This is a genomic window from Synechococcus sp. JA-2-3B'a(2-13), from assembly GCF_000013225.1.
In the GTDB taxonomy this organism is placed as follows: Bacteria; Cyanobacteriota; Cyanobacteriia; order Thermostichales; family Thermostichaceae; genus Thermostichus.
This window is the reverse complement of record NC_007776.1, coordinates 1,163,956-1,180,579: the sequence shown is the minus strand read 5'-3', so window position 1 is coordinate 1,180,579 and position 16,624 is coordinate 1,163,956. Positions and strand designations below refer to the sequence as shown.

The following is a 16,624-nucleotide window of genomic DNA, read 5'->3' as shown; positions in this document are numbered from 1 at the left end:
CGCAGCTCCCCCTTTCTCCCGCAGGAGTGCAACACACCTGGGCCTGGAGGGTCGCTGGGCTGGCCTGACCTGCCTTCTTATGTAGGCGCGCGCTGCGGCATTCGCGATAGCGGTACGGAGCACCAAGGCTGAGGCATCCGCGCCTGGCGTGTTCGGTAACACAGAAATCTTGGATCTACATCTAGCGTCTAAAGTCAAGAATTGACGATAGTCTCCACTATGTTTGGAGGCAGCAGCAAAAATCTGTCCCACAGGGATCTGTTCTCGTCTGTCTCCGGCTGGAATTGCCGGCGATGAGGTACCAAACCAGCCCCAAGCCGTTCCAAAAACCCGCCGATGACCCTTGCTGTGCCTTGCCAAGTAAGCTTTTCCGATGGCTCTGCGAACAAAAATACTCATCTCTAGTCCCACAAATTGGATGAAAAAATTGCTTTTTTGTCTCTTGAAGATCTGATTTGGTACCAAAAACTGGTCAAGCAAGTGGAATAATTTTTTCAATCTATCTAGAACTTAAGATTGAGTTTATAAAATAGTTGATCTCTTCCCTCCTACTTAAGGTAGAGTTACTACTCAATAAAAAAGGACTTAAAGCACTGCCGGTAGTGTCTAGTGAAGCAGCCTCAATAAATTTAGTGAGTCAAACACCGAGTTCTGGATCAGATTTTTCGAAGTCAAAGCCTTTACGAAAAGGCTTTTGTGCTGGTATGAATAAGGTGCTGTTTGCAGAAAGGTCAGCTTCGTGTGTAGGAAGAGGGCCCGATGCAGCAGGAGAAGTAGAGATTCTGACAGGACATGAATTTATGGTGTGGGGTTTGATATGTCAGAAAGTCTTGACTTGCAAGATGCGGTGGGGCGTTTCTTAAAGACGATTGGCCGCTACTCGTTGCTCACCGCTGAAGAAGAGCTCCGCCTGGCTCACCAGGTGCAGCGGATGGTGACGCTCTTGGAGCAACGGCAGCCCCATGAGTCTGTGGAAGGTTGGAGCCAGCGGCTGGGGATCCCTTTAGCAGAGCTGCAGCAGATCCTGCGGCAGGGGGAAGCAGCCAAGAAACGAATGGTGGAGTGTAACCTCCGCTTGGTGGTGTCGATTGCCAAGCGCTATCGCAATCGAGGCTTGCCGTTTCTGGATCTGATTCAGGAAGGCACCATCGGCCTCACCCGCGCCGTGGAAAAGTTCGATCCCACCCGTGGCTACAAGTTCTCCACCTATGCCACTTGGTGGATCCGGCAAAGCGTGAACCGGGGCATCCAAAACAAGGGGCGGATGATCCGTCTGCCGGCCCACATGTACGAAAAGGTCTCCCAGGTGAAGCGGCGCTACCGCGAGTTATCTGCCGAAAGGGGATCCCGTCCCCAAGCGGAAGAAGTTTTTGATTCTCTGGATATTGGCGATAACTACCGGGAGCTGATCACCCGCCACATGGCAGAGATGCGGTCTTTGAATGTGGGGGTAGGGGATGAAGACGGCACCGAGCTGCAGCACTTCATCCCAGATGAAGACAACGACCCTGTTGAACACCTAACCCAGCTTGCCCGTCGAGAGGAAGTCCGCGCGCTGGTGGGCCAACTGAGTGAACGAGAACGACAGGTGATCGTGGCTCGCTATGGGCTGGATGGATCGAGGGGCCTAACGCTGCGGGAAATTGGGGAGCACATCGGCCTTTCGCGAGAGCGAGTCCGACAAATTGAGCGGCGGGCCTTGCGGAAATTGCGGCGGCTGCAACAGGAATACTCCACGCCCAAAGCTGCCAAACCCTGGGTTAACGGGAACCTGTAACCGTTTGCGTCAGCGGTGCGCAGCACTGTAGAAAGGTTTTTTCACCACTTCGGCAGGCTGGCGCTGCCCCCGAATTTCAATTTCCAGCCGGGATCCCACCTTGGCCCAAGCCGGAGCGACATAGCCCAAGCCGATGCCGTAGCCCAAACTGGGAGAATGGGTGCCGCTGGTTACCCGTCCGATCGGCTCAGGGGAGTTGGGAGCGTAGATGGCATAGCCGCTGCGGGGGATGGCCGGATGCAGCATGCGAAACCCCACCAGGTGGCGAGGGATCCCTTGCTGCCGTTGGCTTTCGATGGCGGGCTTGCCGATGTAGTCCCCTGGGTTGTTCACCAACCAGCCCAAGCCGGCTTCTAAGGGAGTGGTGCTCTCGTCCATGTCCTGCCCGTAGAGATGGAGCGCGGCCTCCAGACGTAGGGTATCGCGGCAGCCCAGCCCACAGGGTTGCACGCCGGCCTGGATCAGTTGCTCCCAAAGGCGGATGCCGTCTTCGGGGCTGAGCATAACTTCAAAGCCATCTTCTCCGGTGTAGCCGGTGCGGGCCACAAAGATAGTCTCTCCCGAGGTTCCCGCTGCTGTGGCAAACCGACCGTGCTGAAACCGGCGCAAAGCCTTCAGGGATCCCTCTAAAAAGGGCTGGAGAACCTCCTCGGCTGCCGGCCCCTGCACCGCCAACAAGACCCGAGTGTCGGAGTGATCCTGAAGGTTGACTCCGGGGATCCCTTGGAAGTGGTGGTTGAGCCAATCCCAATCCTTCTGCCGGGTAGCTGCATTGACGATCACGCTCCAGTGCTCCAGCTCACCCTCCGGTGGATGCCGGTAGAAGATGACATCATCCAAAATGCCCCCCAGCGGATTGAGCAGGACGGTGTAGCGACCGGATCCCACAGGAACAGCGCTCAGATCGCTGGGAACCAGACGGCTGAGGTGGGATCCCAGCTCCGGCCCCCAGAGGGTGAACTTGCCCATGTGGGAAATGTCGAATGTCCCCACCCTCTCCCGCACTGCCCGATGTTCTGCTATCACTCCCCGATACTGCAGCGGCATTTCCCAGCCGGCAAAAGAGACAAATCGCGCCCCCAAAGCTTGATGAAGGGGGAACAAGGGGGTGCGCTGCAGCGGGGTTGAACTCATCAGGGATCCCTTTGGCGTCCAGCGTAACGACCAGAATAAACTCACCGTCGCGCATTTTGGGGATCCTGTCCATCGACGACGGTGGGAGCTGGTACCCTGGGTCTTCTCCACACCCTGAGCTGCGTTGGCAACCTGTAGGGATCCCTGCGGTTTTACCGAAAAAACGCCGTAAAGCCCTGCCCTTGAGGGCAGGGATGTAAGGCGCAGACCGTTTTATCCCTTCAGGAACGCTGTTCGCGGTAGCGGTGCGTAGCACTTTAAAATAGCAATATGTTGGTCAGAGAAGCCAAGCTGCTCAACGGCACAGCAGAGCAGTACCAAGCTCTGGATGAAGCCATTCGCACTGCGCAGTTTGTGCAAAACAAGTGTCTGCGGTACTGGATGGATAACCGGGGCGCGACCAAAGCGGTTCTGTATTCCCTCTGCAAGGACTTGGCCAAAGAGTTCCCCTTCGCCCGCCAGCTCAATTCTGCCGCCCGTCAAGCTAGTGCCGAAAGAGCTTGGTCTGCCCTCTCCAACTTCTACCGCCGTTGCAAGAACAAAGAGCCAAGGAAAGGCTATCCGCAGTTCAAGAAGAACTGTCGGTCGGTCGAGTACAAGCTGTCCGGCTGGAAGCTGTCTCCTGACGGCATGTCCATCACGTTCACCGACGGCTTCAACGCAGGAACATTTGCCTTGTACTGCAATGGTGAGGCAAGACACCATATCCTAAACTCCAAAATCAATCGGGTGCGGGTGATACGCAGGGCAGATGGGTACTATGCCCAGTTCTGCTTGGATGTGGAGCGCAAGGAGCAGGGAGAATACACAGGCAATGTTATTGGCATTGACTTGGGCTGGAAGGCTTTCTACACCGACCAGAACGGCAACTCTGTAGAGTGTCCAAAGTTTCTCAGACGCAGCGAAAGGAGGTTAAAGCAGCACCAGCGCAGATTAAGTCAGTATCGGGAGGAATACACAACTTCACTTGCCTTGTGATATAATAATAATACTGCGGACACCAGGAACGGTTGTTTAAGGCACTGGTAACGGTCGATTGGGGGTGTCGTAAACCATCCCAGAGGTCCGTGGTTAGTTTACTAACTGCAGGGCTACTAAAAGCCTACTCTGTACCGCGAAGCAGTCAGGGTCGGGTAGTTTACTTGGCGGATCCCCCTACAGTCAACTGGCCCAGCACGTTGATATCAAAGGTGAAATTAATTGTCACCGAGTTGCCCTCATAAGCCTCAGGCAGGGGCAGGAAGGGAGCTGCCCTCTGGATAGCCGTCAGCGCCGCATCGTCTGTTTGTTGGCTGCCGGACGTGCGCCCCAGGCGAATGCTCTGCAGATCGCCAGCTCGACCCACTGTAAAGATCACCACTGTGCGGCGCGAGGTACCGGTCTGCCCAGGGATCCAATTTTGCTCCACTTTCCGCTGCAAAGCGGCCAGCCAGGGGCCCCAATCCACATCGGCCCGCGCTGCCACACTGGGGGGATTGGGAGCGGATTGGGTGGGGTTGGCCAATCCACTGGCTCCACTGCCCTGGATCCCGGCTCCATTGCTGGGAGCAGAAGCACTGACCGGAGGTCCCAACTGGGAAGAATCAGAGGGCCGCTGGGCGGGAAGAACCTCTGTCACCGGTTGCGGAGCGGGCGGAACGGGAGCCAATTGGCTGGGATCCGAAACCCGCTCGCTTGGCTGTATGGGCAAGGGCTCCGCAGTTGGCGGGGGAGTGGGCCTTGGGGAGGGAGCAGCCGCCACAGGCGGTGGAGTTTGGGTCGGAGTAGGTCTGGGGACAGGCGTGGGAGGGGGCGGTGCCGCAGTCGGGGTCGCGGTGGGCTGAGGGGGAGCGGGGGTTGGGGTAGGCGTGGGCTTGGGTGGAGGGGTTGGAGTTGGGGTTGCCAGGGCAACTGCAGCCGGGGCAGGTGGTGGTGGAACAGGGGCAGGCGGTGGCGGTGGTTGGGGTCTTGGCGGCGGCGGCGGAGGGGCCTCCTGGGGAGGGGCGGCCTGAGATTGAGGTGGACTGCCTTGAGACGGAGGGGCTTCTACCCGCTCACCCCCATCGCGGGAATCAACTTCTGAAACCAGATCTGCTTCCTCTGGGGGCTGCAGATCTTCTGGATCCAGAAGGATAAACTCAATGGCTTCTTGTTCTGGCTCGCGAGTGAGCCAAAGCCGCCCCAAGTGGAGCAATCCCAGCAGCACCAGCACGTGCAGCAGCAGCGACAGCGCCACCATCCAAAAAAAGTTGCGAGATTCATCCTCGCGGCGGCGCTGCTCAATCCAGATGCTGGTCATAGCCAAGATTGCCCTTTCCTTTCTTCAACGCTCTCAACACACCGAGTTGTCTGTTGCAGACTGGGCCACGGGGGTAACACCCCAGCTAGTGTTATAGCATCCGAGCAGTTGGCACTCCTGCGCAAAGGCGTATAGTCTATCTCGGGCTCGGGAAGGGATCCCACCTTGCAGCAGCTCTAAGATCGCCTACCTTGAAAAGAGCGGGGATCCCATTAGCCGGGGAAAAGCCCCACAGCTCGGGGTGCTGGCTCTGATGTTGGCTGGTGGGGCACTTTTGGTGGCTTTTTAGGAGCGACGTTATGGAACCCATCCGCTTTCATCTGGCCTTTCCAGTTGCCGATATTGCCTTGGCCAAGGCCTACTACGGCGATGGCTTGGGCTGTGAGATCGGTCGAGAAACCTCTGCTGCCGTTATTTTTAACCTGTACGGCCATCAACTGGTGGCACACCTCACCCACGAAGAGCTGACGCCCCAGCGGGGCATCTACCCTCGTCATTTTGGCCTGATCTTCCCTACCCAAGGGGATTGGCAGGCGCTGGCCGACCGTGCCTTGGCGCGGGCCTTGCCCTTTTATCAAGAGCCGCGCTGGCGCTTTGTTGGCACCCCCTTGGAGCATGGCACCTTCTTTTTGCAGGATCCCTTCTACAACCTGCTGGAGTTTAAGTACTACCGCCACGCTTCCGCCATTTTTGGGGAGCGGGAGTTGGCCTTGGTCGGGGACAGTGCTTCCCACCGCTCGCGCGAACGATCCCCGGCCCGCTCAAGTGGCATGTAGTGCAAACAGGAGGAACCTTTGGCCACTCAACCCCTGCGTTCTGGCCCTGCGCGCGGCCCTATCTGGCAGATGGATTTCAACGCCGTCCCCCTGCGGGATGAGCAGAACCGAAGGGTTTGGGAGCTGTTGGTATGCGATCCCACCGGCCGGTTTCGCCAAGCGCAGTATTGCAGTAACCAAGAGGTGAATAGCACCTGGGTGGCACGACAGTTGCGGAGCTACCTCGAAGCGGCTCCCCAGCCTCCCTCGGCCATTCGTGTGTTTCGAGCCCGCATGAGTTCCATCCTGCAACGGGCCTGCGATGCGGTTGGGATCCCGATGCTGCCCAGTCGTCGCGTTTACACCCTCAAAGCTTGGATGCGAGAACGGGCAGAGCAGGTTTACCCTCAAGAGACTCAGTTTACCTACAGCCCCGAACCTCCTGTGGATCCGGATCCGCCGGATCCCATCCGTCTGCCGGACAAGTTGCAGGGAGAACGCTGGGCCTTCGTGACCTTGCGAGCTGAGGATCTGCGGGAAGCCGACGCCTGGCCGATAGAATTTGGCGAGCTTTTTCCGGTTGCCTGGGACACTTTGACGCCCGACACATTGGCACCAGTGGTGCGGAGCACCCTCATTCCCGGCTTGGTGATTACCTCGCAGCGGGCTTTGCCGATGGCAGCCTGGATGAGCGGTATGGAACCCGCCTACTTGAGTGTGGCAGACGGACGGCTACTGCTCGAGGCGGGCCTCAACGATTGTTATCTGTTTGCACAATTGAGAGATGAAACACTGCGAACAGAGGCAGAAGTCTTTGCCCAGCGCCAGCAGCAGGCCCAGGGGCTCCACTTTCTTGCCATTCAAACCGATCTCAGGGCCCAGTCTTTCGCCGGCTTCTGGCTGATGCAACATCCGCTGTAAGTAGCAGCCGTTACAGCCTGTTTGTAAATTACAGTCATTTCAAACTAGATTGAGACACTCCCCAAACGCTCCGCGCCGCTGCCGCGACCACCCCCAGCTCCTCTCCCAGAGGGAGAGGGGAGTTAGAGACCAATGCGACAGAAATGTTTCATTACCTGTTTAAAAAATGACTACACTACTTGAAATGACTGCGTTTTCGATTCAAACTAGGGCCCTGCATCCGCACCCAAAACCTTGAATGCGCAGGGCCAGAAGGCTTTTCAAGGACTCCGTCCCGCTGGCGCGATCAGTGGCCCAGGCGTCTCACCCTAACCTGAAACGACGCTATTCGCCAAAGAGAGAAGGGATCCTCACTAGGAAAACACAGCCTCCAGCGCCTGCAAGGTCTTTTTCACCTTGGCCTGGGCTGCCTCCACCTCGGGTTGGTCATAGGCTTTGGCGGCAAAGTCTAGTTGTTCTAAGCTGCGGCCCATCTCCTTAGCCAGGCGCAGCACTTCCCGCTTTTGTTTATCTGGCAGGGTAGCCGCCAGGCCGGTCAAGGTCTTACGAGTGAGTCCCATCGGCCCGTGGATGTAGGAGCGGATCTCCAACCAGTCCTCCGCCTCCACCAGGCTTTGCAGCCGCTCTACCTGTTGCTCCAGTTGTTGCAGCTCTCGGGGCAGGCCAGCAGCCGCTTGCACAGAAAGGGATCCCAGCCACAGCCCCAATGTCAGGATGGCAACCAGCAACACACTCCGCCAGCGACAGATCATCACATACCTCCCACATGCCTGCAACAGGCTTGACTTCTTGGCCATGATTGCCATCAGCTTTTTGGCAATCATTTGGTAATCAAATGAATAGTTTACCCGCTGGCTGCACCTCAGCCCCTTGGCTGCCTCTCGAAGAGCACAGCAAATCGGTTAGGCTAGGGATGTAAAAGAATGTAAATGGCACTCTCATGCAACGCATCATCCTCATGACCGGCAAGGGTGGAGTCGGCAAAACCTCGATGGCGGCGGCGACCGGCTGGCGTTGTGCCGAGATTGGCCTGAAAACTTTGGTGCTGAGCACAGATCCGGCCCACTCTTTGGCCGATAGCTTCGATCAGCCCTTGGGCCATGAGCCGGTCGAGGTCAAACCTAACCTTTGGGGAGCGGAGTTGGACGCCCTCAACGAACTGGAGCTGAATTGGGGATCCGTCAAAACCTACATTACCCAGGTGTTGCAGGCGCGAGGGCTAGATGGGGTGCAGGCACAGGAGCTGGCGATTTTGCCAGGGATGGATGAGATCTTTGCCCTAGTGCGGGTGAATCGCCATTACGACGAAGGCAAGTTCGATGTGTTGATCATCGACTCGGCCCCTACAGGCACGGCCCTGCGCCTCTTGAGCCTGCCGGATGTTTCTGGCTGGTACATGCGCAGGTTCTACAAACCCCTGCAGGGGCTGGCGCAAATGCTGCGTCCTATTGCCGAGCCGATTGTGAAGGGGCTGACCGGGATCCCGCTGCCCAATGACCAGGTGCTGGATGCCCCCTATGAGTTCTATCAGAAGATTGAGCGGCTGGAGCGCATCCTCACCGATAACCGCATCACCTCCGTGCGGCTGGTCACCAACCCGGAAAAGATGGTGATCAAAGAATCGCTGCGGGCCCACGCCTACCTCAGCCTCTACGGGGTGGCCACCGATTTGGTGATCGCCAACCGCATTTTGCCGGATGGAGTGGTGGATCCCTACTTTGCCGCCTGGAAGGCAGCCCAACAGAAATATCGCCAGGAAATCCACGAAAACTTTGCCCCCCTGCCGGTCTTCGAGATCCCGCTGTACTCCGAGGAGTTGGTGGGATGGGACGCCCTAGCCCGCCTGAAAAAAGACCTCTGGGGGGATCGCAACCCGGCGGACGTGCTCTATGCCGAGCAAACCCTGAATGTGGTAACCGACAACGGCCAGTACCGGCTGGATCTTTACTTGCCCGGGATCCCGAAAGAGCAGGTGGAATTGACCAAAACCGGGGATGAGCTGAACATCCGCATCGGCAACCACCGCCGCAACTTGGTTCTGCCCCAGACTTTAGCGGCCATGACCCCGGCCCGCGCCAAGATGGAAGAAGACTACCTGCGCATTCATTTTGCTGCTTGAGGCTGTAGCTGCTCTTGGTTGCGTCAGTGTTGAACGGCAACGGGGCAGCGTCAGCGCCAGATGGCACAATGAGGGTGTTCCCTACTTCTAAAGATGGATCGCCGAGGATCCCTTCTCAGAAGAGGATGAGATCATGCTGTTGCTTCGTATCTTCCTGGTGGCTCTGCTCATCGCTTTGACAGGTTGGTTTTCCCCTCCCGCCAGCGCCCTGCTCAACGACGACCGTTACGATGGCAACATCTTTGCCCTCTACGGGGCCAATGGCGGCATGATCCCCCCCCGCGTTTCCTTGAAGCAGGCGAAAGAGCAAGGGATCCCGGCCCTCCTCGTGTATTACATCGATGACAGTAGCGATTGCAAAAAATACGCCGCCACCATTGCCAACCTGCAGGTTCGCTACGGGCTGGGGGTCTATTTCATCCCCTATTCCGTCGATTCCCTCCTGCCCGGCGACGAGCGCGGCCAATACTACACCGGACAAGTGCCTCAAACCCTCCTCTTCGACCCAGAGGGAAATATCGTCTATCAATCCGTCGGCAACCGCCCCATCACCGAGGTGGAAAACGCTATTCGCGCCCTCTTCAAGTTGGATCCCGTTCCCCCAGGGCTGATCAAAGCCAAACCCTTCAACGAGATCCAAACCGGATTTGCCGGATCCCGTTCTCCCCAAGCCTACCCCCCCACAAAAGCCCAGCCGTGACGGCCAATCCCGATCCCTTTGATCCTCTCGAGGCTCTGCAGGAAAAACTCCAGAGTCTCCAGGCTCGTCTTGCCGACCTCAGAGAATTGGAGCGCATAGCCCAGCTTTCCCCTGAACAATGGGCCGAAATCCAAGCTGAAGCCAGTCAACTGGAGCAACGCCTGCAGGCTTATGTGCTAGAGGTGTTTAATCCTGTCCCCGCTACCTTTTGGCAGGTGGTACGCTTCGGCGGCCTTGGCCTGCTGCTGGGCATTGCCCTGCAGCGCTGGGTGCTGAGCTAGCCAGCACACCCCTTAAGATAAAAAAGCTCTTGGATCCCGGAGCCCTTGCCCATGCGCATGCGACGCCCTAGACCATTTAGTCTTGACCGCAAGACTTCGCGCTTTCTGCCTCTGCTGGGCCTGCTTTTGGCGCTGCTGACCCTCCTGCCCCGTTGTCTGCTGGTTGTCCAACCCGGCTACGAAGCCGTCATCTTCAACCGCCTCACGGGAGTGGAAATGACTCCCCGCCGCGAGGGGATCCATCTGCTGATTCCGGTGCTGCAGTTCCCCACCCTTTACGATGTGCGCACCCAAACCTACAACATGACCAGCCGAAGTGAAGAGCGCAGCGTCAAAGCCGACGATACCCTCACCGCTCTCACTGCCGATGGGCAACGGGTGGATCTGGATGTTTCGGTGCGCTATCGCCTGGATCCGGATCGGGTTCCCGAAATCCATCGCAATGTAGGCCCCGATTACCTGAACAAAATTATTCGCCCCGCCTCCCAAGCCGTGGTGCGCAATGTTATCGCCCGCTATTCGGCCATTGGCGTTTATTCTGAGCAACGAGCTGAAATCCAAGAACAAATTGCCGCTGAGCTCTCTCGCCTAATGCAGCCAGAAGGGCTGGTGCTGCAGAGCTTGCTCTTGCGCAATGTGGAATTTTCCAAAGAGTTTCAGTCGGCCATCGAAGCCAAACAAATTGCCGAGCAAGAGAAGCAAAGAGAAGTGTTTCGCGTAGAGCAGGCTCAACTCATCAAACAACGAATGATTGTCAAAGCCAGCGGTGAGGCCCAAGCCATCGCCCTCAAAGGGGAAGCGCTGCGCAGCAACCCGAACGTCATCCAGCTCGAGTATGTCCGCAACTTGCCCGACGACATCCAAGCCATCGTCAGCGAGCAAAACACCATCCTCAATCTGGGGGACTTTCTCAACAAGTAATCGATTCGAGAGTCCCAAGTTAGGATTGGATCCATCCAGTTCAGGTGCATCCACTCCAAGCCCGTTCTCAACAGACCATCAGCCCCAGCCCCTCTCCCAGAGAAGTGTTGCTGCTGTGCCCCTTAATTTCTTGATGGGCCGTAATTCTCGGCCTTTGCATTCATTTTGCATTCATAGAGAACCCAGCACTCTCCGGTACTCCGGGGGCCAAATACCGGGCCCGACACTCAACTGGCAAGCTGACGTAGGAGCCTGGGGAGTTGACTGGGGCATCCACTCTCCGGAGCATCTGTATCAGACTAAACAGAAGGAGGCTGCCAGGATATCTAGGCTTTGTACAATTGCTCACAAAGCCCTGGGTTGATGGGAGCATGACTCTAGTCAATAATAAGCTCAACTATACTGAAAATAATGTATAATATGTTCAGTACGGATTACTACCAGTTGATCTTTCTGTTTACTTTCGAGTCTGCCAACATGGTAGCCAAAGCAAAGCAGAAAATTGGTAGTAAGACGACACGGAAACTGCGCTTTGGGTATTCTACTCAAAGCTTTGCGGGATACCGCCATTCTGGTTGGAAACAAACAGAATGCTATCGCTGCATAGTTGAACAGTGATGTTCAGCAGTGTTCAGCGTAAATGTATCAGAAAACCCTTCCCTTTCCCGGAGCAGCTCAGTGTAAAGCCTGATGCTCTTTTTTCTCTGATGGGATTACCGTAGAGGTGTTGCTACTGGGATCCTGCAGTGACCAGCTTTTCCTGTGCCCAACTCGCCAAACTCGAGATGCCCAAGATGCCCGTGACAGTTGGGATCCCTGTCACACCTTCTGCGGATGAGGCGGATGAGACAGAGATCGGTCATCTTTTGATCGTCGATGATCAGCCCAACAGCCGCCTGCTGCTGGGGGATCTGCTGCAGAGCATTGGCTATCGGGTCAGCGAGGCCGAAAGCGGCAATCAAGCCCTGCAAATGTTGAAAACCTTCCAGCCGGATCTGATCTTGCTGGATGTCATGATGCCGGGGTTAGATGGGTTCGAGGTCTGTCGACGCATCAAAGCGAATGACGAGACACGCTTGATCCCGGTGGTATTGGTTACAGCGGCCAGCGATCACAAAAATCGCGTGCGCGGTATTGAAGCTGGGGCAGATGATTTCTTGAGCAAGCCCTTTGACGAGTCGGAATTGTTGGCGCGGGTGCGTTCCCTCGTTCGCCAAAAGCACCTCAATGAAGACTTGGATCATGCTGCTCAGGTTCTGTTCGCCATTGCCCGCAGTGTGGAAAGCCGGGATCCCACCACCGGGGATCACTGTGAGCGCCTGGCACAAATGGCCAAGAGCTTCGGCGAGTTTTTGCATCTGCCCCGTCCCCTGATCAAGGTGCTGATGTGGGGAGGTTACCTGCACGACATCGGCAAAGTGGGCATACCCGATGCCATTTTGGGTAAAACAGGCAAGCATACGCCGGAAGAGTGGGAGGTGATGAAATCCCATGTCTTGATCGGGGAGCAAATCTGCCGCCCACTACGCACCATGAAAGAGGTGTTGCCCCTCATCCGTCACCACCACGAGCGTTGGGATGGCAGCGGTTATCCCGACGGCCTCAAGGGGGAAGAGATCCCTCTGGTGGCCCGTATCTTCCAGATCATCGACATCTACGACGCCCTCACCTCGGAGCGACCTTACAAGCGAGCGTTCACCGTTCAAGAGGCCATAAGCATCTTGCGGGAAGAAACAGACAGGGGTTGGCGGGATCCCCAGTTGGTGGAGTATTTCTTTGAGTTTCTGCGATCGCGGGCGCTGGATTTGGAGTAGGCTAGATAGGGCTTACTTGTAGTGTACCAGCAGGATAGAGTCTCTTGCCGGGTGCCGATCCGCTGCGTCGTTGTGTAGGGTGTCGCCAGTTGTTTCCTCGCTCACAACTGTGGCGGCTGGTCAGACAATTTGATTCCCACCAAGTGCTTTTGGGCGGGGGTATGGGGCGCTCTGCCTATGTCTGTCGGCGGCTGGAATGTCTGCAAGCAGCCCGGCGCAAGCAACAGATAAACCGAGCCCTCAAGGCACCTGTGCCTGACTCGTTGTTCCAACGGCTGCTGGATTCTCTTGAGCAAGATTCCCAGGGACATCTCCTCCAAAAGCCTGAGCCTTAGAGGTATTCCCAATGTAGGTAAGATATTCAAAGCGCCTCTTCAGGTTCGCTAAGTTGCGAACCACACGGCAGCCCCTCTCAACTGTCAGAATGGGAGTTGGCTGGAAAACTGAGGCCAAGTGGGATGAACTGCAGAGAGGTTATTCTGGAGGCGCTGTTGACATTTGCTCGTTCTTCCTCGGTTGCTTTACTGGATGTCCCCTGTGGATGTTGCCAGAGCAGCTTCAGACCTGGGTTCCCTTCAGGCCGGATCCCCGGAGGATTGCCGAGCTGTTCTCGATGCGCCGGAGGAAGCCCCCGCAAGCCCGAAAGGTTCGGCTCAACCCAATAACTTGGTTCCCATTGAGTTTGGATAGTAAAACTGACGAGAAGTAAAGGAGCAGAGGCTAGCAGACGAATGACCGATAAAGTTCGAATTTATGATATTGCCCGTGAGATGGGGCGTGACAGTCGGGATGTGCTGGAGGTTTGTGAGCAACTGGGGATCCCTTTCAAAACCCACAGCAGCACCATTTCTCCGGAGCAAGCTGAGTTGGTGCGCAGCAAGCTGGGCGCCCCCCACATTGTGAAACCTCCTCGACCCCGGCCCAAACCCCCATCTGAAAGCCTGCCGCCGGAGCCTCCTGCTGAAGCCAAAGTCGGTGAGCGCCCTCAGCAGAAAGTTCCCGGCACCGCCAGCGCGATCGTCGGCATTCGTCGGCCCGCGCCTGCTCAGCAGCCAGCTCCAGTTGGCGAAGCCAAGACTGCTGAAACTCTGCCGGCTGCCAAGCCCTCGCTGTCTCGACCTGAGCGAGTCTCCCCCGAAAAGGGATCTGCTGGTGGTGCTCAGCTCATAGGCCCACCGCGGCGGCAGGTTACCCCTCTTGTCCGCTCGTCTGAGGCCACCCAAAAGCCGGAGACTGTTTCTCAACCGGCAACCCCTCCCACTCCCTCTGAGTCTGCCGCGGCCAAAGCCAGCGGCTCGGAGCCCAGTCCTGTGGCCAAGCGCCCAATCGTACTCTCGCCCCCTCAACGAGCTACCTCCGGGACAAAACCGCCGGCAGAGCGGCCTGAACCGCCGCAAAAAGCTCCCGAGCCCAGTCGCCCCAGCCCCTCAGAAGCACCATCCCCCAGCCACGCCCGCGTTCCTCAGCCTGCGGAAGAAAAAGCTCCTTCTCCTCCACCTGCGCAGCGCCCCCGTCCACAACTGGTGAGCGCACCCGTTCGCCCTGGCACGCGCTCCCCGGCAACCAAAGAAGACAGTGTCAGCAGCGGCAAAGCCGGTGAAGCCCCTCGTCCGCAGCGGCGGATGGAATTGGTGGGGCCCCCTACCCGTCCTGTGGCCAAGCCGGCTCCCCCTGAGCCAGATGCCGCCTCTCCCTTGCCAGAAAGAATCCCTGGGGAACGTCCCAGCCCGGTGTTGGTAGAGGCTCCTGTAAGACCTACCCCACCCAAGGTCAAGCGCAAAACGGAAGAAGAAGAGGACGACGAGCTACAAGCTCTCAGTCGGCGGGCTGCCCGCGTCCAAGCCAAACGCAAACGCAGTCGGAGACGGGGGGAAGGAGATGGAGATGGTTTGGATTTGGATCCCATGACCATCATTTCAGCGGTCAAGCAGGCTGAGCTGAACGCCCTCAAGCCCTTGGCTCGCCCCACCGCCAAGCCTCCTTCCTATCGCCCACCCGCGGCAACGGCTGCTCCCCCTGCCCGCCCCCGCCCTGCTGCCCGTTTGCAGCAGCAACCCACCTCCGCTGAGGCTGGTGCTGCCGATCGCGCTAGCGGGACAGAGCCCTTGCCCGAAGAGAAGGTGTTGCTCTTGGATGGCAGCCTCACCGTTCAGGAATTGGCCCATCGCCTGCGCGTGGCCGAAACTGAGATCATCAAAACCCTCTTTTTCAAGGGGGTGATGGTGACCATCAACCAGGTCTTGGATGAGTCGCTGGCCGAGTCGGTGGCCAAAGAGTTGGGCTACGAGATTCGCCGGCCCAAGGCAGAACCCGAGGCTAAAAAAACCGAAATGCTGGACGTGGAGGACATCGACCATCTGGTCTCGCGTCCGCCGGTGGTAACCATCATGGGCCACGTGGACCACGGCAAAACCACCCTCCTCGATGCCATCCGCGACACCAAAGTGGCGCAGGGAGAGGCTGGCGGGATCACCCAGCGCATCGGTGCCTACCATGTGGATGTGAACTTTGAAGGCCAGAAGCGGCGCATCGTTTTCCTGGATACTCCTGGCCACCAGGCTTTTACCGCCATGCGCGCCCGGGGAGCCCGCGTCACCGACATTGCGGTTTTGGTGGTGGCCGCCGACGATGGGGTACAACCGCAAACTCTGGAAGCGATCAGCCATGCGCGGGCGGCTCAGGTGCCGATCATCGTGGCCATTAACAAGATCGACAAGCCCGGCAGCCAGCCAGAGCGCATCAAGCAGCAGTTGGCGGAGCACGGCCTATTGCCAGAGGAGTGGGGTGGGGATACCCCGATGGTGGAGGTGAGCGCTCTCACCCGCCGTAACCTGGATGCTCTGCTGGAGATGATCCTATTGGTGGCCGATGTGGCGGAGCTGCAGGCCAACCCCAATCGTCCCGCTCGCGGCACGGTGATCGAGGCCCACCTGGACAAAGCTCGCGGGCCAGTGGCCACTTTGTTGGTGCAAAACGGCACCCTGCGGGTGGGGGATACCCTGGTGGCCGGCGCAGTGCTGGGCCGGGTCAAAGCGATGATGGACGACCGCGGCCAGCGGTTGCAGGAAGCTGGGCCGTCTTCGGCGGTACAACTGCTGGGCTTGGATGAAGTCCCGGCAGCCGGGGATGAGTTTCAGGTTTACACCGACGAAAAAGAGGCCCGTCGCATTGCCCAAGAGCGGGCGGAGGTGCTGCGGCAAACCCGTCTACAACAGGCGCTGCTGTCTCGTCGCGTGAGCTTGGGTAGCGTTTCCGCTAAAGCCCAAGAAGGTCAGCTCAAGGAGTTGAACTTGATCATCAAGACGGATGTCCAGGGATCCGCCGAAGCCATCCAGACAGCGTTGCGGGATTTGCCCCAAGAGGAAGTCCAGTTGCGGGTTCTGCTGGCGGCCCCTGGCGAGATCACGGAAACCGATGTGGATTTGGCTGCGGCCAGCGACGCCATCATCCTCGGTTTCAACACCACCCTGGCCCCCGGCGCCCGTCAGGCTGCCGATGACAAGGGTGTGGACGTGCGGGAGTACGACATCATCTACAACCTGCTGGACGATCTGCGGGCAGCGATGGAGGGCTTGCTGGAGCCGGAAGAAGTGGAGGAGCCGCTGGGCCAAGCGGAAGTGCGCCTGGTGATCCCCATCGGGCGCGGTGCGGTTGCCGGCAGCTATGTGCTCTCGGGCAAGGTGCAGCGCAATGCTCTGGTGCGAGTTCGCCGCAGAGGGGAGGTAGTTTACGAGGGACGTCTAGACTCCCTGAAGCGCTTCAAGGACGATGTGCGGGAAGTGGCTGCGGGCTTCGAGTGTGGGATCGGCATCGACAAGTTCCAATCCTGGCAGGAAGGCGACATCATCGAGGTGTACCAGATGGTCACCAAGCGGCGGACGCTGGCCTCTGTCTAGCTTCATCAAGGCACTTCAGGTTGGCCTG

At 57.9% G+C, this 16,624-nt stretch carries 14 protein-coding genes and 1 pseudogene; 12 read left to right on the top strand and 3 right to left on the bottom strand.

Annotation, left to right across the window (positions count from 1 at the left end; genetic code table 11):
• The first annotated feature begins 817 nt into the window (after positions 1-817).
• Positions 818-1,777 (top strand): sigma-70 family RNA polymerase sigma factor, encoded by a 960-nt coding sequence (locus CYB_RS05415; RefSeq protein WP_011432772.1) that lies wholly within the window; start codon positions 818-820, stop codon positions 1,775-1,777.
• A 9-nt stretch (positions 1,778-1,786) separates the two neighbouring features.
• On the opposite strand, the gene gcvT is transcribed toward CYB_RS05415, so the two are convergent.
• A complete protein-coding gene (gene gcvT, locus CYB_RS05410) occupies positions 1,787-2,911 on the bottom strand; it encodes a glycine cleavage system aminomethyltransferase GcvT (RefSeq protein WP_011432771.1) in 1,125 nt (374 codons plus the stop codon).
• Between the two features lie 270 nt (positions 2,912-3,181).
• Between gcvT and CYB_RS05405 the strand changes: the two genes are divergently transcribed.
• Positions 3,182-3,889 (top strand): RNA-guided endonuclease InsQ/TnpB family protein, encoded by a 708-nt coding sequence (locus tag CYB_RS05405; protein WP_011432770.1) that lies wholly within the window; start codon positions 3,182-3,184, stop codon positions 3,887-3,889.
• Positions 3,890-4,049: 160 nt separating this feature from the next.
• Here the strand turns inward: CYB_RS05405 and CYB_RS05400 are convergent, their stop codons facing one another.
• Entirely contained in the window at positions 4,050-5,189 is a 1,140-nt protein-coding gene (locus CYB_RS05400; protein WP_011432769.1) for an energy transducer TonB, read from the bottom strand.
• A gap of 299 nt (positions 5,190-5,488) precedes the next feature.
• On the opposite strand from CYB_RS05400, the gene CYB_RS05395 reads away from it, so the two are divergent.
• Positions 5,489-5,965: a VOC family protein gene (locus CYB_RS05395; RefSeq protein WP_011432768.1), complete on the top strand. Its 477-nt coding sequence runs from the start codon at positions 5,489-5,491 to the stop codon at positions 5,963-5,965.
• An 18-nt stretch (positions 5,966-5,983) separates the two neighbouring features.
• Entirely contained in the window at positions 5,984-6,865 is an 882-nt protein-coding gene (locus CYB_RS05390; protein ID WP_011432767.1) for a Tab2/Atab2 family RNA-binding protein, read from the top strand.
• Positions 6,866-7,218: 353 nt separating this feature from the next.
• Here the strand turns inward: CYB_RS05390 and psbQ are convergent, their stop codons facing one another.
• Positions 7,219-7,617 carry a photosystem II protein PsbQ gene (gene psbQ / locus CYB_RS05385; protein WP_011432766.1) on the bottom strand — a complete coding sequence of 133 codons (399 nt, stop codon included), beginning with the start codon at positions 7,615-7,617 and terminating at the stop codon, positions 7,219-7,221.
• Between the two features lie 188 nt (positions 7,618-7,805).
• On the opposite strand from psbQ, the gene CYB_RS05380 reads away from it, so the two are divergent.
• The 8 genes and pseudogenes from CYB_RS05380 to infB all read left to right on the top strand — a co-directional run bounded on the left by CYB_RS05380 (position 7,806) and on the right by infB (position 16,596).
• Positions 7,806-8,984, top strand: coding sequence for a TRC40/GET3/ArsA family transport-energizing ATPase (locus CYB_RS05380; RefSeq protein WP_011432765.1), 1,179 nt, complete (start codon positions 7,806-7,808; stop codon positions 8,982-8,984).
• Between the two features lie 133 nt (positions 8,985-9,117).
• Positions 9,118-9,684, top strand: a complete 567-nt coding sequence (locus CYB_RS05375) for a thylakoid membrane photosystem I accumulation factor (protein WP_011432764.1) — start codon at positions 9,118-9,120, stop codon at positions 9,682-9,684.
• Positions 9,681-9,965, top strand: coding sequence for a hypothetical protein (locus tag CYB_RS05370; protein WP_041436379.1), 285 nt, complete (start codon positions 9,681-9,683; stop codon positions 9,963-9,965). The genes CYB_RS05375 and CYB_RS05370 overlap by 4 nt, the downstream gene beginning before the upstream one ends.
• Before the next feature lie 51 nt (positions 9,966-10,016).
• Positions 10,017-10,886, top strand: coding sequence for a prohibitin family protein (locus CYB_RS05365; RefSeq protein WP_148202707.1), 870 nt, complete (start codon positions 10,017-10,019; stop codon positions 10,884-10,886).
• Between the two features lie 423 nt (positions 10,887-11,309).
• Positions 11,310-11,493: pseudogene (locus tag CYB_RS15645) on the top strand (hypothetical protein); the annotation flags it as partial.
• A gap of 187 nt (positions 11,494-11,680) precedes the next feature.
• Complete coding sequence (locus CYB_RS05360; RefSeq protein ID WP_011432760.1) at positions 11,681-12,700, top strand: HD-GYP domain-containing protein; 1,020 nt, start codon at positions 11,681-11,683, stop codon at positions 12,698-12,700.
• Between the two features lie 44 nt (positions 12,701-12,744).
• Positions 12,745-13,035: a YlxR family protein gene (locus CYB_RS05355; protein ID WP_011432759.1), complete on the top strand. Its 291-nt coding sequence runs from the start codon at positions 12,745-12,747 to the stop codon at positions 13,033-13,035.
• Positions 13,036-13,431: 396 nt separating this feature from the next.
• Entirely contained in the window at positions 13,432-16,596 is a 3,165-nt protein-coding gene (gene infB / locus CYB_RS05345) for a translation initiation factor IF-2 (protein WP_011432757.1), read from the top strand.
• The last annotated feature ends 28 nt before the right edge of the window (positions 16,597-16,624 follow it).